Raw genomic sequence first — 16293 nt, 5'->3', positions numbered from 1 at the left:
ATTGTCTAGACTTCAGCGCCTAGCTCCTCGGGTCACTTCAGACTTTAAGATAAAGGCAAAGACCGCTTTTTTCTTAAAGCCTTTCAGTGCCTGTCGGAGCTGATCAGGCTCTTCCACTTTTCCTTTAATCTTTCAATCAAATAGTACTAAAGTATATTCATTGCCAGTTAACTATGGTAAAATTGTTAGTTAGAAGCGTATACATACACGGGAATATCCGATGATGCAGGTGGAAGGGGAAACAGAAACAATGTTTGCAAAAGATATTGGAATTGACCTCGGTACGGCCAACGTCTTAATACACGTTAAAGGAAAAGGGATTGTTCTAAACGAACCCTCAGTCGTGGCAATTGATAAAAACACGAATAAAGTACTGGCAGTCGGAGAAGAAGCAAGACAAATGGTTGGTAGGACGCCTGCCAATATTATTGCGATTAGACCTATGAAAGACGGGGTTATCGCTGATTTTGATGTAACAGAAGCTATGCTTAGCCACTTCATTAATAAATTGGACGTTAAAGGATTTTTATCAAAACCTAGAATTCTTATCTGTTGTCCTACAAACATTACGAGTGTTGAACAGAAAGCCATTCGGCAAGCCGCTGAAAAATCGGGCGGTAAGAAAATTTATCTTGAAGAAGAACCAAAAGTTGCAGCAATTGGAGCTGGAATGGATATTTTCCAACCGAGCGGCAACATGGTTGTCGATATTGGTGGAGGTACAACGGATGTCGCTGTTTTATCAATGGGAGATATCGTTACATCACGCTCGATCACTGTAGCTGGAGATACTTTTGACAACGATATTACACAATATATTAAACAACATTATAAGTTGCTTATCGGAGAACGAACTGCAGAAAATATCAAATTCAATGTTGGTACGGTTTTCCCAGGCAGTCGAAAAGAACAGATAGACATAAGAGGACGCGACATGGTTTCGGGACTTCCCCGCACTGTGACAATCCATTCAGATGAAATCGCTGTAGCACTAAAAGAATCAATCTATATGATTGTCCATGCAGCGAAAAATGTCTTGGAAAAAACACCACCTGAATTGTCTGCTGACATTATCGATCGTGGCGTATTTCTTACTGGGGGCGGTGCGTTATTGCACGGCATCGACCAATTACTCGCTGATGAATTGAAAGTACCTGTATTCATTTCAGATAATCCGCTCGATTGCGTTGCAATTGGGACAGGCATTTTATTGGAGAATATGGATAAAATCTCTAACCGTTAGAAATTGTTAACAACTCTAATTTTGAAGTAAGAGGAGGTGGACATATGTTCCGTGGATTTTACACAGTTGGATCAGGGATGATTGCACAGCAACGCAGAACAGAAATGCTGGCGAATAATATGGCGAATGCCAACACGCCAGGCTTCAAGGCGGAGCAATCGGTGATTCGCTCGTTTCCTGAAATGTATATGTCGAGTATTAACACGGCAAAAATCCCAACAGAAAATGGCTTTCAAATGAAGGGCTTATCTCCGGTAGGTTCAGTTTCAACGGGTGTTTACATGCAGGAGACGTTGCCATTATTCACGCAGGGACAATTGCGCGAAACTGAGCTGACGACCGATATCGCTCTGATTGACGGTCGCTTACCGATTGATGCAGAAACAGGAACTCAGGGTGCCATCTTCTTCAGACTTGAAAATGAAGGTGGAAGTGAGCAATATACAAAGAACGGTAGTTTCACACTTGATCCAAGCGGGTTTTTGACAAGTGCAGGTGGCGCCTATGTTCTTGATAATAACGGGCAACGGATTGCCTTGCAAAACGATGATTTTCGTGTAACGGATGAAGGCATAATTATGGACGGCGACACGGCTGTCGCAACACTTGGTATTTCATTTGCACAGCGCCCTGACATGCTTCTGAAACAAGGAAATGGCATGTTCGTAACAGAAGGCGGCGAAAACCTTGCAGCCGCAAACGGCACGGCAGGCGTCACCTATTCGATGCAGCAAGGTTATCTCGAAGGTTCCAATGTTGATGCAGCACGAACGATGACGGACATGCTTACTGCATACCGTGCATTCGAGGCCAATCAAAAAATTCTTCAAGCCTATGACCGCAGCATGGAAAAGGCAGTAACGGAAGTGGGACGTGTCAACTAATGACACGCGATTTGAAAGGGAGCGGGATGCATGATACGCACAATGACGACAGCAACAAATACGTTGAGTCAATTGCAAAGTCAAATGGATATAATCGGAAATAACCTTGCGAACATTTCAACGAATGGTTATAAAGCAAGCGATGCTAAATTCCAAGAGATGTTATACCAACAATTCAACAATGACAAAGCAGATACTGCGCCGCGTCAATCACCTACCGGCATCCGCTACGGATCAGGTGCTGTACTTGGTCAATCACAGATGAACTGGAAAGCGGGTTCATTGCAAATGACGGGCCGCGAACTCGACTTTGCACTGACTACACCAAAACAGTATTTCAATGTCCTAATGCCTGACGGAGGCGGGGAACAAACTGTCTATACACGTCAAGGGAATTTTTACGTTTCTCCAGTTGCTAATGGACAAGTGATGCTTGTAAATGGTGACGGATATCCGGTTGCAAACAGTGCGGGATTGCCAATTACGTTTTCCGATAATGTTACAAATTATACAGTTAACCCAGGTGGAAATTTGCAACTGACAAATGCAGACGGGACGACGCAAACAATCGAGCTGGCCGTGACAGTGATGGAACGTCCAAATTTAATGCAGCGTTTATCAGGAACGAATTTCGCGTTGCCTGAAAATTTGGCGGATCTTGGTGTCACACAACAGCAAGTTCTAACTGAATTACAAGGTGCAGCGCGAAACGTAATTGGATTGGAAGGTCAGGCACTCGAAGCATCGAACGTTAACTCTCAGAAAGAGATGACGGATCTCATTAGTGTGCAACGTAATTATCAATTTAATGCGCGGGCAGTGACGCTTGCAGATCAAATGCTCGGTCTGATTAACGGCATCCGATAAGTTCTTGATAAAAATAGTATCGTTCGGCTCTGAAGTGTATGAGACAGACGAAAAGGGTAGTCTACCTGCATCCGGTAGCTATCTGATGACCGGACAATTAGGGAGTACTGAATATGACAGATGAAAAAAGAAACAACTTGAATTCGAATGATTCAAGGAAAAAGGAGAGTGCACCGCCTTTAATTCGGTCTACTCGTAAAGAACGCGGAAGACAAAATAAGCCGGTGGAGGAAACTCCACCGAAAAAGCAATTTTGGGTCCAAATTCGCATCCTTCCAATTTGGCTTCGTGTGATACTTGTTCTCTTGCTTCTAGCCGGTGCAGCCTATCTTGGTGCCTTGGTAGGATACAGCAGTATCGGTGATGGGGATTCGAGTGATGTCTTTAAGAAAGAAACTTGGATTCACATTATGGATATCATTAATGGGAAAGAGTCGTAAAAGACTCTTTCGTTTTGAATAGAAAAGTACTGAAATGTCAGGAGGATGACTATGCTAACAGCAGAACAGATACAAGCGATTTTGCCGCATCGTTACCCGTTTCTTATGGTAGACCGGATTCTTGAGGTCGAAGAAGGAAAACGAGCAGTAGGCATAAAAAATGTGACAATCAATGAAGATTTCTTCAATGGACATTTCCCAGGTTATCCGGTTATGCCAGGCGTTCTTATTGTGGAAGCGCTCGCACAAGTTGGTGCCGTCGCTTTATTGCAAAAAGAAGAAAATAAAGGACGTCTTGCCTTTTTTGCCGGGATTGACAATTGTCGCTTCAAACGGCAAGTAACGCCAGGTGATACGTTAAAACTCGAAGTGGAAATCACACGACTTCGCGGTACGATTGGTAAAGGTAAAGCAATCGCAACGGTTAACGGAGAAATCGCATGCGAAACAGAAATTACGTTTGCATTAGGTCCTATAGTTTCAAAAAATGGGAACTAAATTTGCGAACACCTTGAAATTTGGTTACAATGGTCATTACGGTGCGGTTACAATGCACTTCTAAAGTGGGAGGTAACAAATCAGTATGTTTAAAGATCTTTCTCCAAATTTAAAAAGTAGCATTACTAGGTCCATCACACAGACATTCGAACAATACATGAGCGATATCGAGTGGTCCGGTGAAAAATTCAGTATCGATGATTATATCGCCAGCTGGCGTGAATATATTACCGTAAAAGCACTCTGGTATTCAAAAATTCCAGAAGAAATGAAAATTGATCCGGAATTCCATGAAGACCTCGCGCAGCGTATCAATGAAATCATCGCCCGCATCCTCAGTGAGCCGCCATCTGAAGAACAGATTGTGGAGATCCAAAGCATGCAGGAAGAGCTTGATACTCATTACGAGTATCACTGTAAAGCCGAAGCGGTATACATTGACACATTGCTAAAAAAATATTTAGAAGCTTAAAAAAGAAACATGGATAGTTCCCTCATTTCGGGCAAAGCTACGAAGTATCATACAGGTTTGTGTGATAGACGGCTTGTGGAGAGGAGGGAATCTTTTCATGTTCAAAAAAGCGATACCACTTGTTCTTATGTCGGGACTAGTCCTTACAGCTTGTGCAAACAACGATGCAGTTCCGAATAACAATGAAACTCCAATGGAAAAAGTGGAGGATCGAACGAAGGACATAACACCCGAAGTGAACGATGAGCAAACAGGACCGAATATGGATGGTCTCGAGAACGAGAACGGCACCGGTGTGGATAACGGAGTCATTAATAACAACAATGGAGTACGAAACGATGTCATCGAAAATGATAACAACGCGACTCCGAATGAAGGCGTTATTAATGATGGAGAAACGAACACGAATACACCAACTGGTACAACTAGCGACAAAAATCTAGATCGGAACAAAACGAATGGAAACAATCGTTAACCGCAAGCCGTGCGGGAACCGCCTCGTAACACTAGAGGCGGTTTTTTTATGCAAAAGCGCAGGGCGCCGCCCAGACGCGACAGGCATAAGGCAGGTAAAAGGAAGGCAGTCTAAGTTCGCGACGTCGTGTCGCAACGACTGCATGACCTGCATCCCACAGGCCCAAGCGGCGTCTTTTGCCGCACAGTCGGGCTGCCTTATGACCCGAGCGTTTGGCGCCCGGAGTCTAGCCGTATACAAAAGTGGAAGCGTCTGTTCAGCCCCGACAGGCACTGAAAGACTTGAAGAAAAAGGCGTTCTTTGCCTTTATCTTCAAGTCCGAATATAAAGGAAGGCAGTCTAAAATCGCGACGTCCTGTCGCAACGACTGCATGACCCACTTCGTGTGGTTCCAGGGGCTAGGCGCTGGAGTCTAGCCGTATACAAAAGCGCAGTGTGTCTTACAGTTTTTCTCAACAAAAAAACTGCCCGTATTCCAGGCAGCACGAAGTCATTCATTCTCTTTTTCTTGATCCTTTTTTAAACGTGGTCGAGAGCGCATATCGGATTCGAATCGCTGTAGCAATTCGGCGCCGCCCATTCCCTCACCAATCAATTCTTCCAGCAACTGTTCTGCATACTGTGCACGTGCTCGTTTCAAGCGGCCTTTCATTAACACAGAGACATTATCCCCAATCAACTTAACCCCTTTGACAGCAACGCGAAAAGCAGCTGGTTCATTTTCAGGATAAGAAATAACGACTTTCACTTCAAGTAATTCTTCATCAGCCATCCACTTTTCAAAAATGGGTTGATGTTCCTTATCAATGAACATCTCCAATATCCACATACGGTGACTGTTCTCCTGATTGATTATAATTCCGTCTATGAGAGGGAAATCCAGCATACGCTCTTCGTGTAATATTCCGACAGACAACATTTTGAATGTTTTCATCGGTATCCACCTCAATCTTTTTCCTTTTATTATACCATAGGCACAAATTTCATCGACAAACTTAAAACATGGCAAACTTAAATTATTGACGAATCGGATAAATTCAAGTCTGGCATAAGGTTATGCCGTTTATGTAGATAAATGTAACTTCGTAGTTAAGCAAATAGGGTTTTTATAGCGAATAATAGACTGAAAATTGGGATATCGTGTATTGCACAAATTAGACTAAACCAAGTAAGATGAAATTAATAAACGAGAGAGGAGGAAATCGATTGAATCAAGTTGCACTGGTTGGACGTATTACAAAAGATCCAATTCTGAGAAGAGTATCAGAAGGAAGGGTACAATCAAGTTTTGTACTTGCTGTGAACCGCAATTTTAAAAACCAAAAAGGAGAAGTGGAGACAGATTTCGTACTTTGTACGCTGTGGGGAAAGGCGGCGGAGAATACTGCTAAACATTGCGGTAAAGGATCTCTAATCGGGGTAGGCGGGCGCATTCAGTCTAGGTCCTACGAACGCGAAGACAAGAGTAGAGTCTATGTAACAGAGGTGATTGCTGAGGATATCCGGTTCATTTTAACGAAAAAACGCACCAATGACAACTTGTATAGTGAACAGGTAGGTAGAATGACACTTCCGACGGAGGAGAAAAGTGATGCTGAGCATTTCAATCTCCCCAGCCGTGAAACAGAAGGATTACCGATTTTTTGACCAGGCACAATGATACATAAAAAGCCGGGGAATGGTCGTGAAAAGGAGGGGATAGACTAGCCGGACGACAAACCGGGGCGGTACCGACAACTGAAAATGGATAGGTAGTAAGCAAAGCTCTTGTTAGTGGAACGCAGCCCAAGAGGAAGGTAGTCTAAAGTCGCCGCGTATTGCGACAACGACTGCATGATCAGCATCCTGCTGGCCTTGACAACTAAGGGGGATGGGGCTCAATCCCTCTAGGCTGAATGACCTGTATTCTGTAGGCGCTAATAGGCTATATGTGAGGAAAAGAAATAACCGTACATGTCAACAGAAGGGGTTCTGCCCATGTTCGGTTAGAGTGAGAGTAAAGTATCGCGAACAGATGCTCAGTGGCGTCTGTTCGCGGTAAATAAGGGGAATGTAACGCTAATATCCGATGGGGTCGGATATCTTACGTCGAAAAACGCTAATGGGGATCCCGAGGACGGAGGCTGTTTCCGTCAATGGGATCCACACAAGCGGATTATGAAGAGAAAGGAGTGTGGAACATGACTACAATTAAAAAGGACATGAAACGGATGGAAATGCAAATTGAACAATTAATCAGCATTGTAGCCAATCAGAACAATCGCCTGAATCGAATTGAAGACCTAGAAAGGAAGAAAAAATTCGGAACTGTACATATTATTCCACTTGCGGAACGTGTGTAAGAGGATTCGACAACGGTAAGTAAAAAGACCCCAGTGCCACTGGTGGCTCAGGAGTCTTCTTACATAGCATAATTTTAGTTGTCAAACGATAATAGATCGTCCAGTTCCGTTTCGGACAAATCAGACAGCCATTGACTTGATTGGATGAGATCCGCGGACAATGCAGCTTTCTCGACAAGCATCTTGTCGATTTTTTCTTCAATAGTTCCAATCGTCACAAACTTATGGACATGGACAAATTTTGTCTGGCCTATGCGATAAGCACGGTCGGTAGCTTGATTTTCGACGGCTGGATTCCACCATCTATCTGCATGCAATACGTGGTTTGCACCAGTCAAGTTCAGTCCAGTTCCACCAGCTTTTAACGATAAGATGAAAATAGGGAATTCGCCTTCTTGGAAAGCCTCGACAAGACGGTCACGCTGACCTTTCGGCATACTGCCTGTCAAGAATGGTACATCGATTCCATGAAGTTCAGACAAGCATTGACGAATAAGTTGCCCCATGCCAATGTATTGCGTGAAGATAAGGCATTGTTCCTTATTAGCAGCGATTTCAGCTGCCATTGACACAATTAAGTCTAGCTTATTGGATCTAGAAAGTAATTGTGTTGCTGGAGCGTGCGGTTCTTTCAAGAATAAGGCCGGATGGTTACAGAGCTGTTTTAATCGGCTAAGCATTTTTAAAATAAGGCCTTTCTTTTCAAAACCGGTAAGTGTCTGCAACTTGAATTTCGTTTCTTCAAGGAAACTTTCATATAAGGCAGCCTGTTCAGTCGTTAAAGGACAATATTCATTTTGCTCAAGTTTTTGTGGAAGATTCAGCTGTAAATCGGGATCACTCTTCGTTCTGCGTAGAAGGAACGGACGGATTTTTGCTCGTAGCTTCCGCTTATCCGCTTCAGAATCATCACGTTCAATCGGGATGATGAAGTTATCCGTGAACTTGCGGAAACTGCCGAAGTATCCTTTGTGAATAAAGTCGAAAATCGCCCATAGCTCTGATAAACGGTTCTCAATCGGTGTACCGGTTAGTGCGATATGATGCTTGCCGCGAAGTTTTCGGATGACACGGGACTGTTTTGTCTGCATGTTCTTTATGTTTTGTGCTTCATCCAGTGTAATGCTGGCAAATTCCGTTTCTGCTAGCATCTCGCCATCCTGTGAAGCAGTACCGTATGTTGTAAGAACGACGTCGGGCTTCAGTTGAGCCATTAGTTCTTTAAAGCTTTCGTCTTTTGCACGTAATGGGCCATAGTGTGTATGGACAGAAAGCGTTGGTGCAAACCGTTCAATCTCTTTCTGCCAGTTGCCGAGAACACTCGTCGGACAAACGATGAGTGACGGTGAATCTGTATCAGGTCTTGCATGGATATTCAGTAAATAGGTGATAAGCTGAACTGTCTTACCCAGTCCCATATCGTCGGCAAGACATGCACCAAAACTATTATCACGCATAAAGGTAAGCCAGTTATAGCCGTCTTCTTGGTATGGTCGAAGTTCAGCAAGTAAATCCTTTGAAATACCGGCTGCTGGAAGCCCCTTTTTATCGGCTAGCATTTCCATATAGCCTCGAAGCGATTGGTGCATAGTGAAAGCAAAAAGTGGGTCATCGATATCTTCGTCCTCTTCAAGAGGAACAATCTCTTCCGGTACGTCTTGGAACAGCAGGTCTTTAACAGTCCACTCCCCAGCATCCGCACGATCCATTAAATCACGAATTTTTCTGAGCCAAAGGGGATCGATATGGAACCATTCATCACCAGAGCGGATGTATTCACGGTTTTCATCGACAAGCTTACGGAATGAATCCTGATCAATTGGATTACCAGCAAGAGAGAAATTCCAATCGAAAGATAGCACTTCGTCCAAGCCTGTAGCCGATTTATACGATTGTATGCCCGCGTTCGTTCGAATACGCAATTTTGATTCTGTCACCGATTTCAACCATGCAGGCAGGATGACAGGATAGCCGAACGATTGAAGTAGCGGAAGGTCTTCTTTAATGAATGTCCGTACTTCCGGATCAGACATCGGTGTGGACAAAAAGCTTCCGCTTGAAGCAAGCTCTACAGAGCCAAGGAATGATGTCATTTCGGATTGCTTTTTCACAACTTCATCTGCGAATGGTTTCCATTTAGCAGGAAGCGCATCAGCCGCAGGTGCATTCACTTTCCGGGCGGCAGGTGTCCAGTGCGCACCGCGTTCGCCGATAATAACTGTTTCAAGAAGCCATTCCGTATCTGTCTCGGCTTCTGGTTCAGTTAAGCGGAAGGCAACACTGATTGGAATTGTGGAAACGGATTCGCCCGGCCAGCCGTACATCCGTAAATGGGGTAGCAGGGAAGCTAGTAGATCGGGATTGATAGCAGATGCAGCAAGTTTGCTGCTGACTGCTTGGCTGATAACGGCCGCAGCCCCTTCTGATATGCCCGCTTTGCTACCGTCAAAACGAATAGTGTTACCGTCTACTTCTGCATAATTCCATAGATTAGGGTCGGTCCAGGCGCTAGTTGCCTCACGAATTGAAGAAAGCTGAGTATCGTCTGCATCCGTCAGTCCAACGAATGTAACATAGGGGTGCATAACAGAAAAAACTTGAAGCAGTTGGTCTGCTTGTAAATAAGCAACTTCATCATCCATATTTGCAAGAAGCCCGTAAAGTGCACGCTCATTGTTGAAGAATAGGAAGGAAACAAGATCATCTGGGGCGACTGGCAACCCTCTGCCATCTTCAGCGGCAATGGAATATAGTTCGTCTTCCATCAAACGGATGCTCAGACGAAAAAGGCGGTTCAATGTGAATGTTCCTGTCATAAGTTCAAATTCCCTTTCTCCATTTCTTCCATCAATGCGCGTAGTCTGCGGTTTTTTTCACGCACTGTATCGATATATTGATTCCAAAAGTCAGCTTTTCCGCTTTTCTTCGAACCAGTTTTCATTTGTTTAAACAATTTGACGGCGCGTCGATAACTGTGACGGTTTTTTTCTTTGATGAAACCCATAGCAAATGTATGGAGTAGGGGCAAGACGGCTGATGGATCCGAAGCCAGTGCGACCTTTAAGCCACCCGCTTCTGCGCCGTCATATGAAACGCCGTATCTATGCATGAGAGCCGCCCATTCGCCGAATCGTTCACGTTCAACCAAAAAGTCAGCGTAAACATCGATGCCGGGTTCACCATATTGAGCAAACATGCTTTCACGTAATTCTTCCGAGAAATCTGCCGCTTCGAATAAACCATCGATGTCCCGCACGAAAGCAGGACGAGATGAAAGTGAAACAGAATCACTTACGTAATCGCCGATGAAGGGCAACAAAGCGTGCATAATTATAGATAGGGCCTTGGTTTCATCATTATTTTCCGCTAGTTTTGCAAGCGGTAGCCATGTAGCAACATTAGTAGCTGTTACATGTGTAACGAGTTTCGCTAACTCATCATGTTCTCCTTGAATCAAGTGGAAAAAGGCGATGAAAATTCGAGCTTCCTCTGATTCTTCATTCGTGAGAATCGTTAGTTCAGTGTCTCGGGCAGCTCGAAAAGGAAATAGTTGCTGCCAAAAAAGACGATAGACTTGGAATCGCTCATGGAAGAGCCCGGAATTTCCTAGGGCGAATGTTCGAACGAGACTTTTCATCCGTTCATGAAAAGCATCTGCTTCAAACAGTTTCGGTTTTGCACCGATTGCATTGACGCTATCATTCAGCTTTCCGAGCTGTTCCGTCAACCAGTTTTGCACATACCACTTCCCGTAGAAAAAGGAAGTTGGTTCACCGCCGAGATGGCCTTTTACATATGTCCATCCAGCATCCAGTACATGTAATCGATAATAAAGTTCAAAAAGAGGTTTCCATTCATATTCAAACGGAATAAGCGGAGTAGCTTTTTGATCAATTATAGAAGATTCGTGGATGAATACACCCGGATTTTCCGCAACTTCAATTGCACGAAGCGGCTGAGTTAAGCGTGTCAGGACGTCGATCCATGCATCTGGGGTACGTTCTGAAATGGACAGTGCCATCTGTTGTGATTCAGTTCTGCGCCATTCGTGTAGCCATTCGCTCAAAGAATTGTGTTGTGAATAAAGATGAAATACGACTGCAATTCGGTGCGAACACCAGCCAGCGTATCCGCATGTACAATTCGCATCTACTTTGTTGAAAGAAAGGCGCACGTTTTCTGAGTCTACGCCAAGGAGAGTAGCTATTACTGCGCCTTCAGATGGCGCATACCTATAGGAATTGGTGGCACCATTTCTGACAAGAGCCACAGCACGTCTGATTTCGAGTGCATTGCGTTCTATATCTGGCCGTAGGGCATGTTTAATTGTATTCATAAATTCATTTATTTCATTTTCGTGCAAGTAGGATACACGTTCGACAGTCATATTCATCGGACCACTCCCTAAGAAAAGCATTCCTTCTATTATACCGCTTTTCTCCAGTGAGCGGAAATGAAGTTATTCCATATCTTGTTCTTTTGTTTGTTTATCTATAAAAGTAAAGAGCATATTCGTTAAAAAGCCGAAGAAGGAGTGAGGAATTGGAGAAGATTGTTCTATACGTACCTGATTTGGAGTCTCAGTTTCATCATAATAAAGAGTTTCAAGAAAGTATTACTCCATTATCATGCACGATTTCGCCCATCATTAATCATATCATCTACGAATCTGTGGAACGTAAATTATATTTTCGCTCGGTGGCATTTGGAACGATGGAATTTCAGTTTGTGCTGCTCGACTTTAGGCGTAACAATATTGTGTTCGTGAGAAAGAGGGATTCTCCCGGAGATGTAAACTGTGGCGTATATGAATGGTTATCATCATTGAAATTTCAATTCGAGCCAAGAAAGATGTCATTTGTAATGGAAAGGCCAAACGATAATTATGTGTTGCGGCAACATATATAGATGAATAGCATACTATAATAATAAACTGTTCACAAACTAGCCACAGTTGTGATAAACTAATAACAATCAGAATATTCTATATTGGAGGGGAGAAAGATGCTATCAGTTCAACGAATGACACCATTTTACACGAGTCAAGAAGATTTTCAACTCAGACTAGTGTTTGCTTATCAATACTTTTCCATTCTTAAAGGGGGGGACGTATTTCAATTCATCCCGTCAGAGGGAAAAGAAATTGTCATTAATACCAAGAGTTTGCAAGTCGAAAACCTCGGCGAAGTATTCGTTTTCCAACGGGGGAACCGATTTATTCGATTACCGCTCTACCAATTGCTCCTTATTTCAGATCTTCATATCCATTTGACCACTATTCTTGAAGGAACGATGGGGCTGGAAATGGAAGTAGAGACGCTAGAAGTCGTAACATTAGAAGCGGTGGGTATCATTGAACAACTGGAAGCCGATAACAGGTTGCGCATGATTGATTATGCACTCGAAACAGACAACATACAAATGTTCAATGAACTGACGGAAGGACTGCAGCAAAATTGAAAAGTGAAACTTAACAAACACCTGTCGTTAGCGGTTAACGGTAGGTGTTTTTTTATTGCCCTGGCACCTTATATAGTTCAACCTGTAATGCAGTAAAGAGCCACAATGAAAATGGTGGAACCTGTCAAACCAAAAAGAATGTCTTGCCATGTGAATGCAGAAATTCCCTCTTTATTCATAGCTATCCGCCCCTTTGTCGATTTCCCGGGAAATAAGCCGGTATTTATTCCCCAATAAATCATTCAGTTTTAGTAGAAAGTATAATTTTTTGACTTAGAATAGTGTCTAGCTCCAGCTCCTAGCCCCTCGAGTCGCTTCAGTCCTGAAGTTAAAGGCAAATTACGCCTTTATCTTCAGACCCTCCAGCGCTTGTTGGGTCTACCAGGCGCCTCCCACTTTTCTTATTGTCTAGACTCCAGGCGCCAGCCGCTCGGGTCATAAGCAATCCAGCTATGTAGCAAAGAGCGCTACGTCGCTGGATCGACTTATGCCCGTCACGTCTACCAGGCGCTTCTGCTTTTCTTAGAAGAATGGACAAAAAGTGCGCTTCTTAAACATGTTTTATATGTTTCTGCAACCCATTAAAGAAGGATAATAGTAAAAAAACATTGCTTACTAGCATCCAAACATTGCAAATCTCTCAATTTTTGCTAAAGTAATCATAGTAGATCAATTACGTCTCGGCGTAAATTCGCTTGGATTTTGGATTGCGCTTGAGCACGTCCAGTATCCGTGCTTAGGAGTTCGGGTCATAAGTCAAAGCTACTCTGTGGCAAAATCCGTCACGATGCATCTTCATCTTATGCCTGTCGACCCTAAGCTTTTGAGAGATTATCTCGTTTCAAAATTTGTACTATCCGCCGTGGGCTTAGGTCGACGGGGAGGAATTGTAGTTTAATCTTCTTTGTTAAGGTGACTTCATCAAATTCAGCAATAGTGAGCAGAAAGGGATTACCGTAATGTTTTTTGACTTTAAGTTTTGGCATTTCTTGACGAATCCACATCAGTTGGCAAACCAACTTGAAAATTCTTCAATGCGCGGCTTCAAAAAACGTGTGTTATTCATAGCTTTTTTCGGTGTTCTTTTATTCGCCGTTCGTGATATATGGGGAATGAATACAGAGTCAATCACAGCACTCCTTTCCACAATGACCACAACAGACTATACAATTGCACGATATGTATCAGTACTTGGTGCACTCATGTGGGCCCTTATGTATATGGCGTTTCATTTCTTTGGTTTTGCATACATATTAAGTCGATTGACGGCAATTCCGTTTAAAAAGTTATTACCTTTACAACTACTTGTGACGGGTATTCTATTACTCGAGAAAGCAGTTTTGCTTCTTGTCTTTACGATGAAGGGAGCAACAACAAGTGTTTCATTCCTATCATTTGGTCCACTTGCGATAACATTTCTCGATTCCTGGTATATCATTCTATTCCTCAATCAATTGACAGTGACAACTGCACTTATCATTGCACTTCAATCACGGTTTATCGGTGCGTATACGGGTCATACCGAACGCAAAGGGTTTATCTGGATACTTATAGGAATCCACGTAGCAATGGCACTTATAGTTGCGGCTATTGGATTTATTCCACTAGAAAGCTTGTACCATTCCTTTGTAGAAGGGGGTGTTGGTAGTGAATAAAGTGACGAATATTGCTATCGCTGTCGCAATCAGTGCATTTCTAGCAGTGAATTTTTATCTGCTATTTTCCGATAAAAGCGTCATCACCAAATCAGTATATGTCGAACGCTATGAACGTATGACAAGCAGTGATCACCGAGAGGAGCTCGCTAAAGAAGGCTTTGTTGCTCCCGAAGAAACCTATACAGTATACGTCGGTAATGACGATACGGTAGATTCGTGGCTAGTTAAAGAAGGCGATCCCGTTACAGTGGGGGAAGAAATTGCTATTCTACAAACAGAACGTGCAGAAGGACAGCGCGCTGTTTGGGAAGCCGAACGCGAGGCTCTTCAACAACAGACATCATCTGTTCGAAGCATGATATCAGGTCTTGAGTCTGAGCGGGAGGAAGCTCAATCGGATAGTTCTTCGAATGTGAATCGCAAAGATAACGTGTCGGAAAATACAACCGACAAAAAAGTGGAAGTAGGACTGAATGTTGATGTCCAGGTAGATGTGAAGCAGGACGGATCATTTGCACAGGCAATCGCAGCGGCTGAACAGGATCTTGCAGAAATTGAACGCCAACAAACAGTTGTTGAGGCGCAATTATCACAAAATCCAGGAAGACCTGCTCTAATTAGCCCTGTTGACGGTATAGTTTCTAAAGTAACGCGTACCGGTTCCACGCTGTCAGTTGATATTTTCAGCTCACAAAAAGTGATTGTCACATATGCAAAAAATGACGAGTGGCAAAAAATCCGAAATGGTGATCAGGTCTTAATCCAAGGGGATAGCATCGAAAATGCGGTAGAAGGAACGGTTCTTTCTGTTTCCGAGGCACCTGCAATCGACAACGAATGGCTCCAAGCCTACAAAGAACTCGACAAAACCAAAGTGAAGAATCCACTTGCTTATTATGAAGTACGAATTTTGACGGATGCTACTGATCAATCGGTGCCATTTGGAACAAATGTCAATGCAATCGTTATTGTCAATGAAGCGCTGGATGTCACTTCAGTGAAAGAAAAGTGGCTTCATGACTTGTACAAAGAAACGGCGTATGCATGGATAATTGATAATGAAGGTCGTGCTAAACAAGTGGCCATTGCGACACCGTTCACATGGGAAACTCGAGCGGTCGTGTCGCAAGGTCTCAATCTTGGAGATGTAGTTGTTTATGAACCTGAACTTGCTACGTATGGATATTCACCTACGGTATTCATGTCATTGCCTACAGAGTTGCCTTCAAAAAAACAATGGAGAGCATTCGGGTGGAAAAATTACGTGAAATATATACTTATAAGATGACATCAGAACCCCGAATCTTCGGGGGTTTTTGATGCTCTACTATTCTTTCGTTACGAAACTGTAATAGGAATGTAGCAATTGAAAGGTTTTAGAAGAACTAGAAAGGGTATTTTCAATACTAGCTAGCCAAATAGCTTATTGAAAAATACTAGGAGGCGTTATGAGATGGTAACACGACATGTAGTTGGCTATTATGATACAGAAACTGAAGCAATCGCGGCAATTGAAGATTTAAAAAGACAAGGATATGTGTCAGATGACATATCTGTTATGAGTAAACATACAGCAAATGCGGATGTTATTGCAGAAGAAACAGGAACATATGCAGCAGATGGTGCAGCCACAGGGGCAGCAACTGGCGGAATTCTAGGAGGACTTGGCGGCGTGCTCGCGGGAATCGGTGCACTCGCAATACCAGGAATTGGCCCAATCATCGCAGCTGGCCCAATTGTAGCAGGCATTACTGGCGCAGCTGCCGGAGCGGGAGTTGGCGGACTAGCCGGAGCACTTATCGGCATGGGTATCCCTGAAGAAGAAGCGAACCGCTACAACGATTACTTCAATGAAGGAAAAATCCTGGTCCTTCTTGATGGTGACTATTCAAGACCGAATGATCGATTTCCCCCAATCGTCTAATGTCATATAAATGCAGACAGCCACCCAATT

17 protein-coding genes are annotated in these 16293 nt (G+C 43.4%); 14 read left to right on the top strand and 3 right to left on the bottom strand.

The window, feature by feature from the left end; translation table 11 throughout:
- Nucleotides 1-250: 250 nt before the first annotated feature.
- The 7 genes from mreB (at nucleotide 251) to AZE41_RS19375 (ending at nucleotide 4879) form a co-directional block, all read left to right on the top strand.
- Nucleotides 251-1243 carry a rod shape-determining protein gene (gene mreB / locus AZE41_RS19405; protein ID WP_067214073.1) on the top strand — a complete coding sequence of 331 codons (993 nt, stop codon included), beginning with the start codon at nucleotides 251-253 and terminating at the stop codon, nucleotides 1241-1243.
- A gap of 44 nt (nucleotides 1244-1287) precedes the next feature.
- Nucleotides 1288-2127 (top strand): flagellar hook-basal body protein, encoded by an 840-nt coding sequence (locus AZE41_RS19400; RefSeq protein ID WP_067213085.1) that lies wholly within the window; start codon nucleotides 1288-1290, stop codon nucleotides 2125-2127.
- Nucleotides 2128-2157: 30 nt separating this feature from the next.
- Nucleotides 2158-2994: a flagellar hook-basal body protein gene (locus AZE41_RS19395; protein ID WP_067213083.1), complete on the top strand. Its 837-nt coding sequence runs from the start codon at nucleotides 2158-2160 to the stop codon at nucleotides 2992-2994.
- 113 nt (nucleotides 2995-3107) lie between these two features.
- Nucleotides 3108-3434, top strand: a complete 327-nt coding sequence (locus tag AZE41_RS19390) for a DNA-directed RNA polymerase subunit beta (protein ID WP_082786736.1) — start codon at nucleotides 3108-3110, stop codon at nucleotides 3432-3434.
- Between the two features lie 51 nt (nucleotides 3435-3485).
- Nucleotides 3486-3932 carry a 3-hydroxyacyl-ACP dehydratase FabZ gene (gene fabZ / locus AZE41_RS19385; RefSeq protein ID WP_067213080.1) on the top strand — a complete coding sequence of 149 codons (447 nt, stop codon included), beginning with the start codon at nucleotides 3486-3488 and terminating at the stop codon, nucleotides 3930-3932.
- 85 nt (nucleotides 3933-4017) lie between these two features.
- On the top strand, nucleotides 4018-4404 hold the full coding sequence (locus AZE41_RS19380) for a hypothetical protein (protein ID WP_067213076.1): 387 nt from the start codon (nucleotides 4018-4020) through the stop codon (nucleotides 4402-4404).
- A 97-nt stretch (nucleotides 4405-4501) separates the two neighbouring features.
- The gene (locus AZE41_RS19375; protein WP_067213073.1) at nucleotides 4502-4879 is read left to right on the top strand and encodes a hypothetical protein; all 378 of its coding nucleotides are present in this window, start codon (nucleotides 4502-4504) and stop codon (nucleotides 4877-4879) included.
- Between the two features lie 490 nt (nucleotides 4880-5369).
- Here the strand turns inward: AZE41_RS19375 and AZE41_RS19370 are convergent, their stop codons facing one another.
- Complete coding sequence (locus AZE41_RS19370) at nucleotides 5370-5813, bottom strand: YwpF family protein (RefSeq protein WP_067213070.1); 444 nt, start codon at nucleotides 5811-5813, stop codon at nucleotides 5370-5372.
- Nucleotides 5814-6085: 272 nt separating this feature from the next.
- Between AZE41_RS19370 and AZE41_RS19365 the strand changes: the two genes are divergently transcribed.
- Nucleotides 6086-6526 (top strand): single-stranded DNA-binding protein, encoded by a 441-nt coding sequence (locus AZE41_RS19365; protein WP_197485343.1) that lies wholly within the window; start codon nucleotides 6086-6088, stop codon nucleotides 6524-6526.
- Between the two features lie 533 nt (nucleotides 6527-7059).
- Complete coding sequence (locus tag AZE41_RS19360) at nucleotides 7060-7221, top strand: hypothetical protein (RefSeq protein ID WP_156476111.1); 162 nt, start codon at nucleotides 7060-7062, stop codon at nucleotides 7219-7221.
- A gap of 74 nt (nucleotides 7222-7295) precedes the next feature.
- Here AZE41_RS19360 and AZE41_RS19355 read toward each other — a convergent pair whose 3' ends face one another.
- Both AZE41_RS19355 and AZE41_RS19350 read right to left on the bottom strand, forming a co-directional pair.
- Nucleotides 7296-10037: a DEAD/DEAH box helicase gene (locus AZE41_RS19355; protein WP_067213061.1), complete on the bottom strand. Its 2742-nt coding sequence runs from the start codon at nucleotides 10035-10037 to the stop codon at nucleotides 7296-7298.
- On the bottom strand, nucleotides 10034-11614 hold the full coding sequence (locus AZE41_RS19350) for an SWIM zinc finger family protein (protein ID WP_067213059.1): 1581 nt from the start codon (nucleotides 11612-11614) through the stop codon (nucleotides 10034-10036). The genes AZE41_RS19355 and AZE41_RS19350 overlap by 4 nt, the downstream gene beginning before the upstream one ends.
- A gap of 149 nt (nucleotides 11615-11763) precedes the next feature.
- Between AZE41_RS19350 and AZE41_RS19345 the strand changes: the two genes are divergently transcribed.
- The 5 genes from AZE41_RS19345 (at nucleotide 11764) to AZE41_RS19320 (ending at nucleotide 16263) form a co-directional block, all read left to right on the top strand.
- Complete coding sequence (locus AZE41_RS19345) at nucleotides 11764-12129, top strand: hypothetical protein (RefSeq protein WP_067213056.1); 366 nt, start codon at nucleotides 11764-11766, stop codon at nucleotides 12127-12129.
- A 96-nt stretch (nucleotides 12130-12225) separates the two neighbouring features.
- Entirely contained in the window at nucleotides 12226-12681 is a 456-nt protein-coding gene (locus AZE41_RS19340) for a transcriptional regulator (RefSeq protein ID WP_067213053.1), read from the top strand.
- A 959-nt stretch (nucleotides 12682-13640) separates the two neighbouring features.
- Nucleotides 13641-14336: a hypothetical protein gene (locus tag AZE41_RS19330; RefSeq protein ID WP_067213048.1), complete on the top strand. Its 696-nt coding sequence runs from the start codon at nucleotides 13641-13643 to the stop codon at nucleotides 14334-14336.
- Nucleotides 14329-15627: an efflux RND transporter periplasmic adaptor subunit gene (locus AZE41_RS19325; protein WP_067213045.1), complete on the top strand. Its 1299-nt coding sequence runs from the start codon at nucleotides 14329-14331 to the stop codon at nucleotides 15625-15627. The genes AZE41_RS19330 and AZE41_RS19325 overlap by 8 nt, the downstream gene beginning before the upstream one ends.
- 165 nt (nucleotides 15628-15792) lie before the next feature.
- The gene (locus AZE41_RS19320) at nucleotides 15793-16263 is read left to right on the top strand and encodes a general stress protein (RefSeq protein ID WP_067213042.1); all 471 of its coding nucleotides are present in this window, start codon (nucleotides 15793-15795) and stop codon (nucleotides 16261-16263) included.
- The last annotated feature ends 30 nt before the right edge of the window (nucleotides 16264-16293 follow it).

Source organism: Sporosarcina psychrophila, from assembly GCF_001590685.1.
In the GTDB taxonomy this organism is placed as follows: domain Bacteria; phylum Bacillota; class Bacilli; order Bacillales_A; family Planococcaceae; genus Sporosarcina; species Sporosarcina psychrophila.
This window is presented reverse-complemented; position numbering and strand designations above follow the sequence as displayed.

Coding starts and splice junctions, on each gene's coding strand:
- AZE41_RS19330 (WP_067213048.1), top strand. CDS start 13,641: ATGTTTTTTGACTTTAAGTTTTGGCATTTCTTGACGAATCCACATCAG.
- AZE41_RS19320 (WP_067213042.1), top strand. CDS start 15,793: ATGGTAACACGACATGTAGTTGGCTATTATGATACAGAAACTGAAGCA.
- AZE41_RS19355 (WP_067213061.1), bottom strand. CDS start 10,037: ATGACAGGAACATTCACATTGAACCGCCTTTTTCGTCTGAGCATCCGT.
- fabZ (WP_067213080.1), top strand. CDS start 3,486: ATGCTAACAGCAGAACAGATACAAGCGATTTTGCCGCATCGTTACCCG.
- AZE41_RS19370 (WP_067213070.1), bottom strand. CDS start 5,813: ATGAAAACATTCAAAATGTTGTCTGTCGGAATATTACACGAAGAGCGT.
- AZE41_RS19340 (WP_067213053.1), top strand. CDS start 12,226: ATGCTATCAGTTCAACGAATGACACCATTTTACACGAGTCAAGAAGAT.
- AZE41_RS19350 (WP_067213059.1), bottom strand. CDS start 11,614: ATGAATATGACTGTCGAACGTGTATCCTACTTGCACGAAAATGAAATA.
- AZE41_RS19395 (WP_067213083.1), top strand. CDS start 2,158: ATGATACGCACAATGACGACAGCAACAAATACGTTGAGTCAATTGCAA.
- AZE41_RS19375 (WP_067213073.1), top strand. CDS start 4,502: ATGTTCAAAAAAGCGATACCACTTGTTCTTATGTCGGGACTAGTCCTT.
- AZE41_RS19400 (WP_067213085.1), top strand. CDS start 1,288: ATGTTCCGTGGATTTTACACAGTTGGATCAGGGATGATTGCACAGCAA.
- mreB (WP_067214073.1), top strand. CDS start 251: ATGTTTGCAAAAGATATTGGAATTGACCTCGGTACGGCCAACGTCTTA.
- AZE41_RS19390 (WP_082786736.1), top strand. CDS start 3,108: ATGACAGATGAAAAAAGAAACAACTTGAATTCGAATGATTCAAGGAAA.
- AZE41_RS19360 (WP_156476111.1), top strand. CDS start 7,060: ATGACTACAATTAAAAAGGACATGAAACGGATGGAAATGCAAATTGAA.
- AZE41_RS19380 (WP_067213076.1), top strand. CDS start 4,018: ATGTTTAAAGATCTTTCTCCAAATTTAAAAAGTAGCATTACTAGGTCC.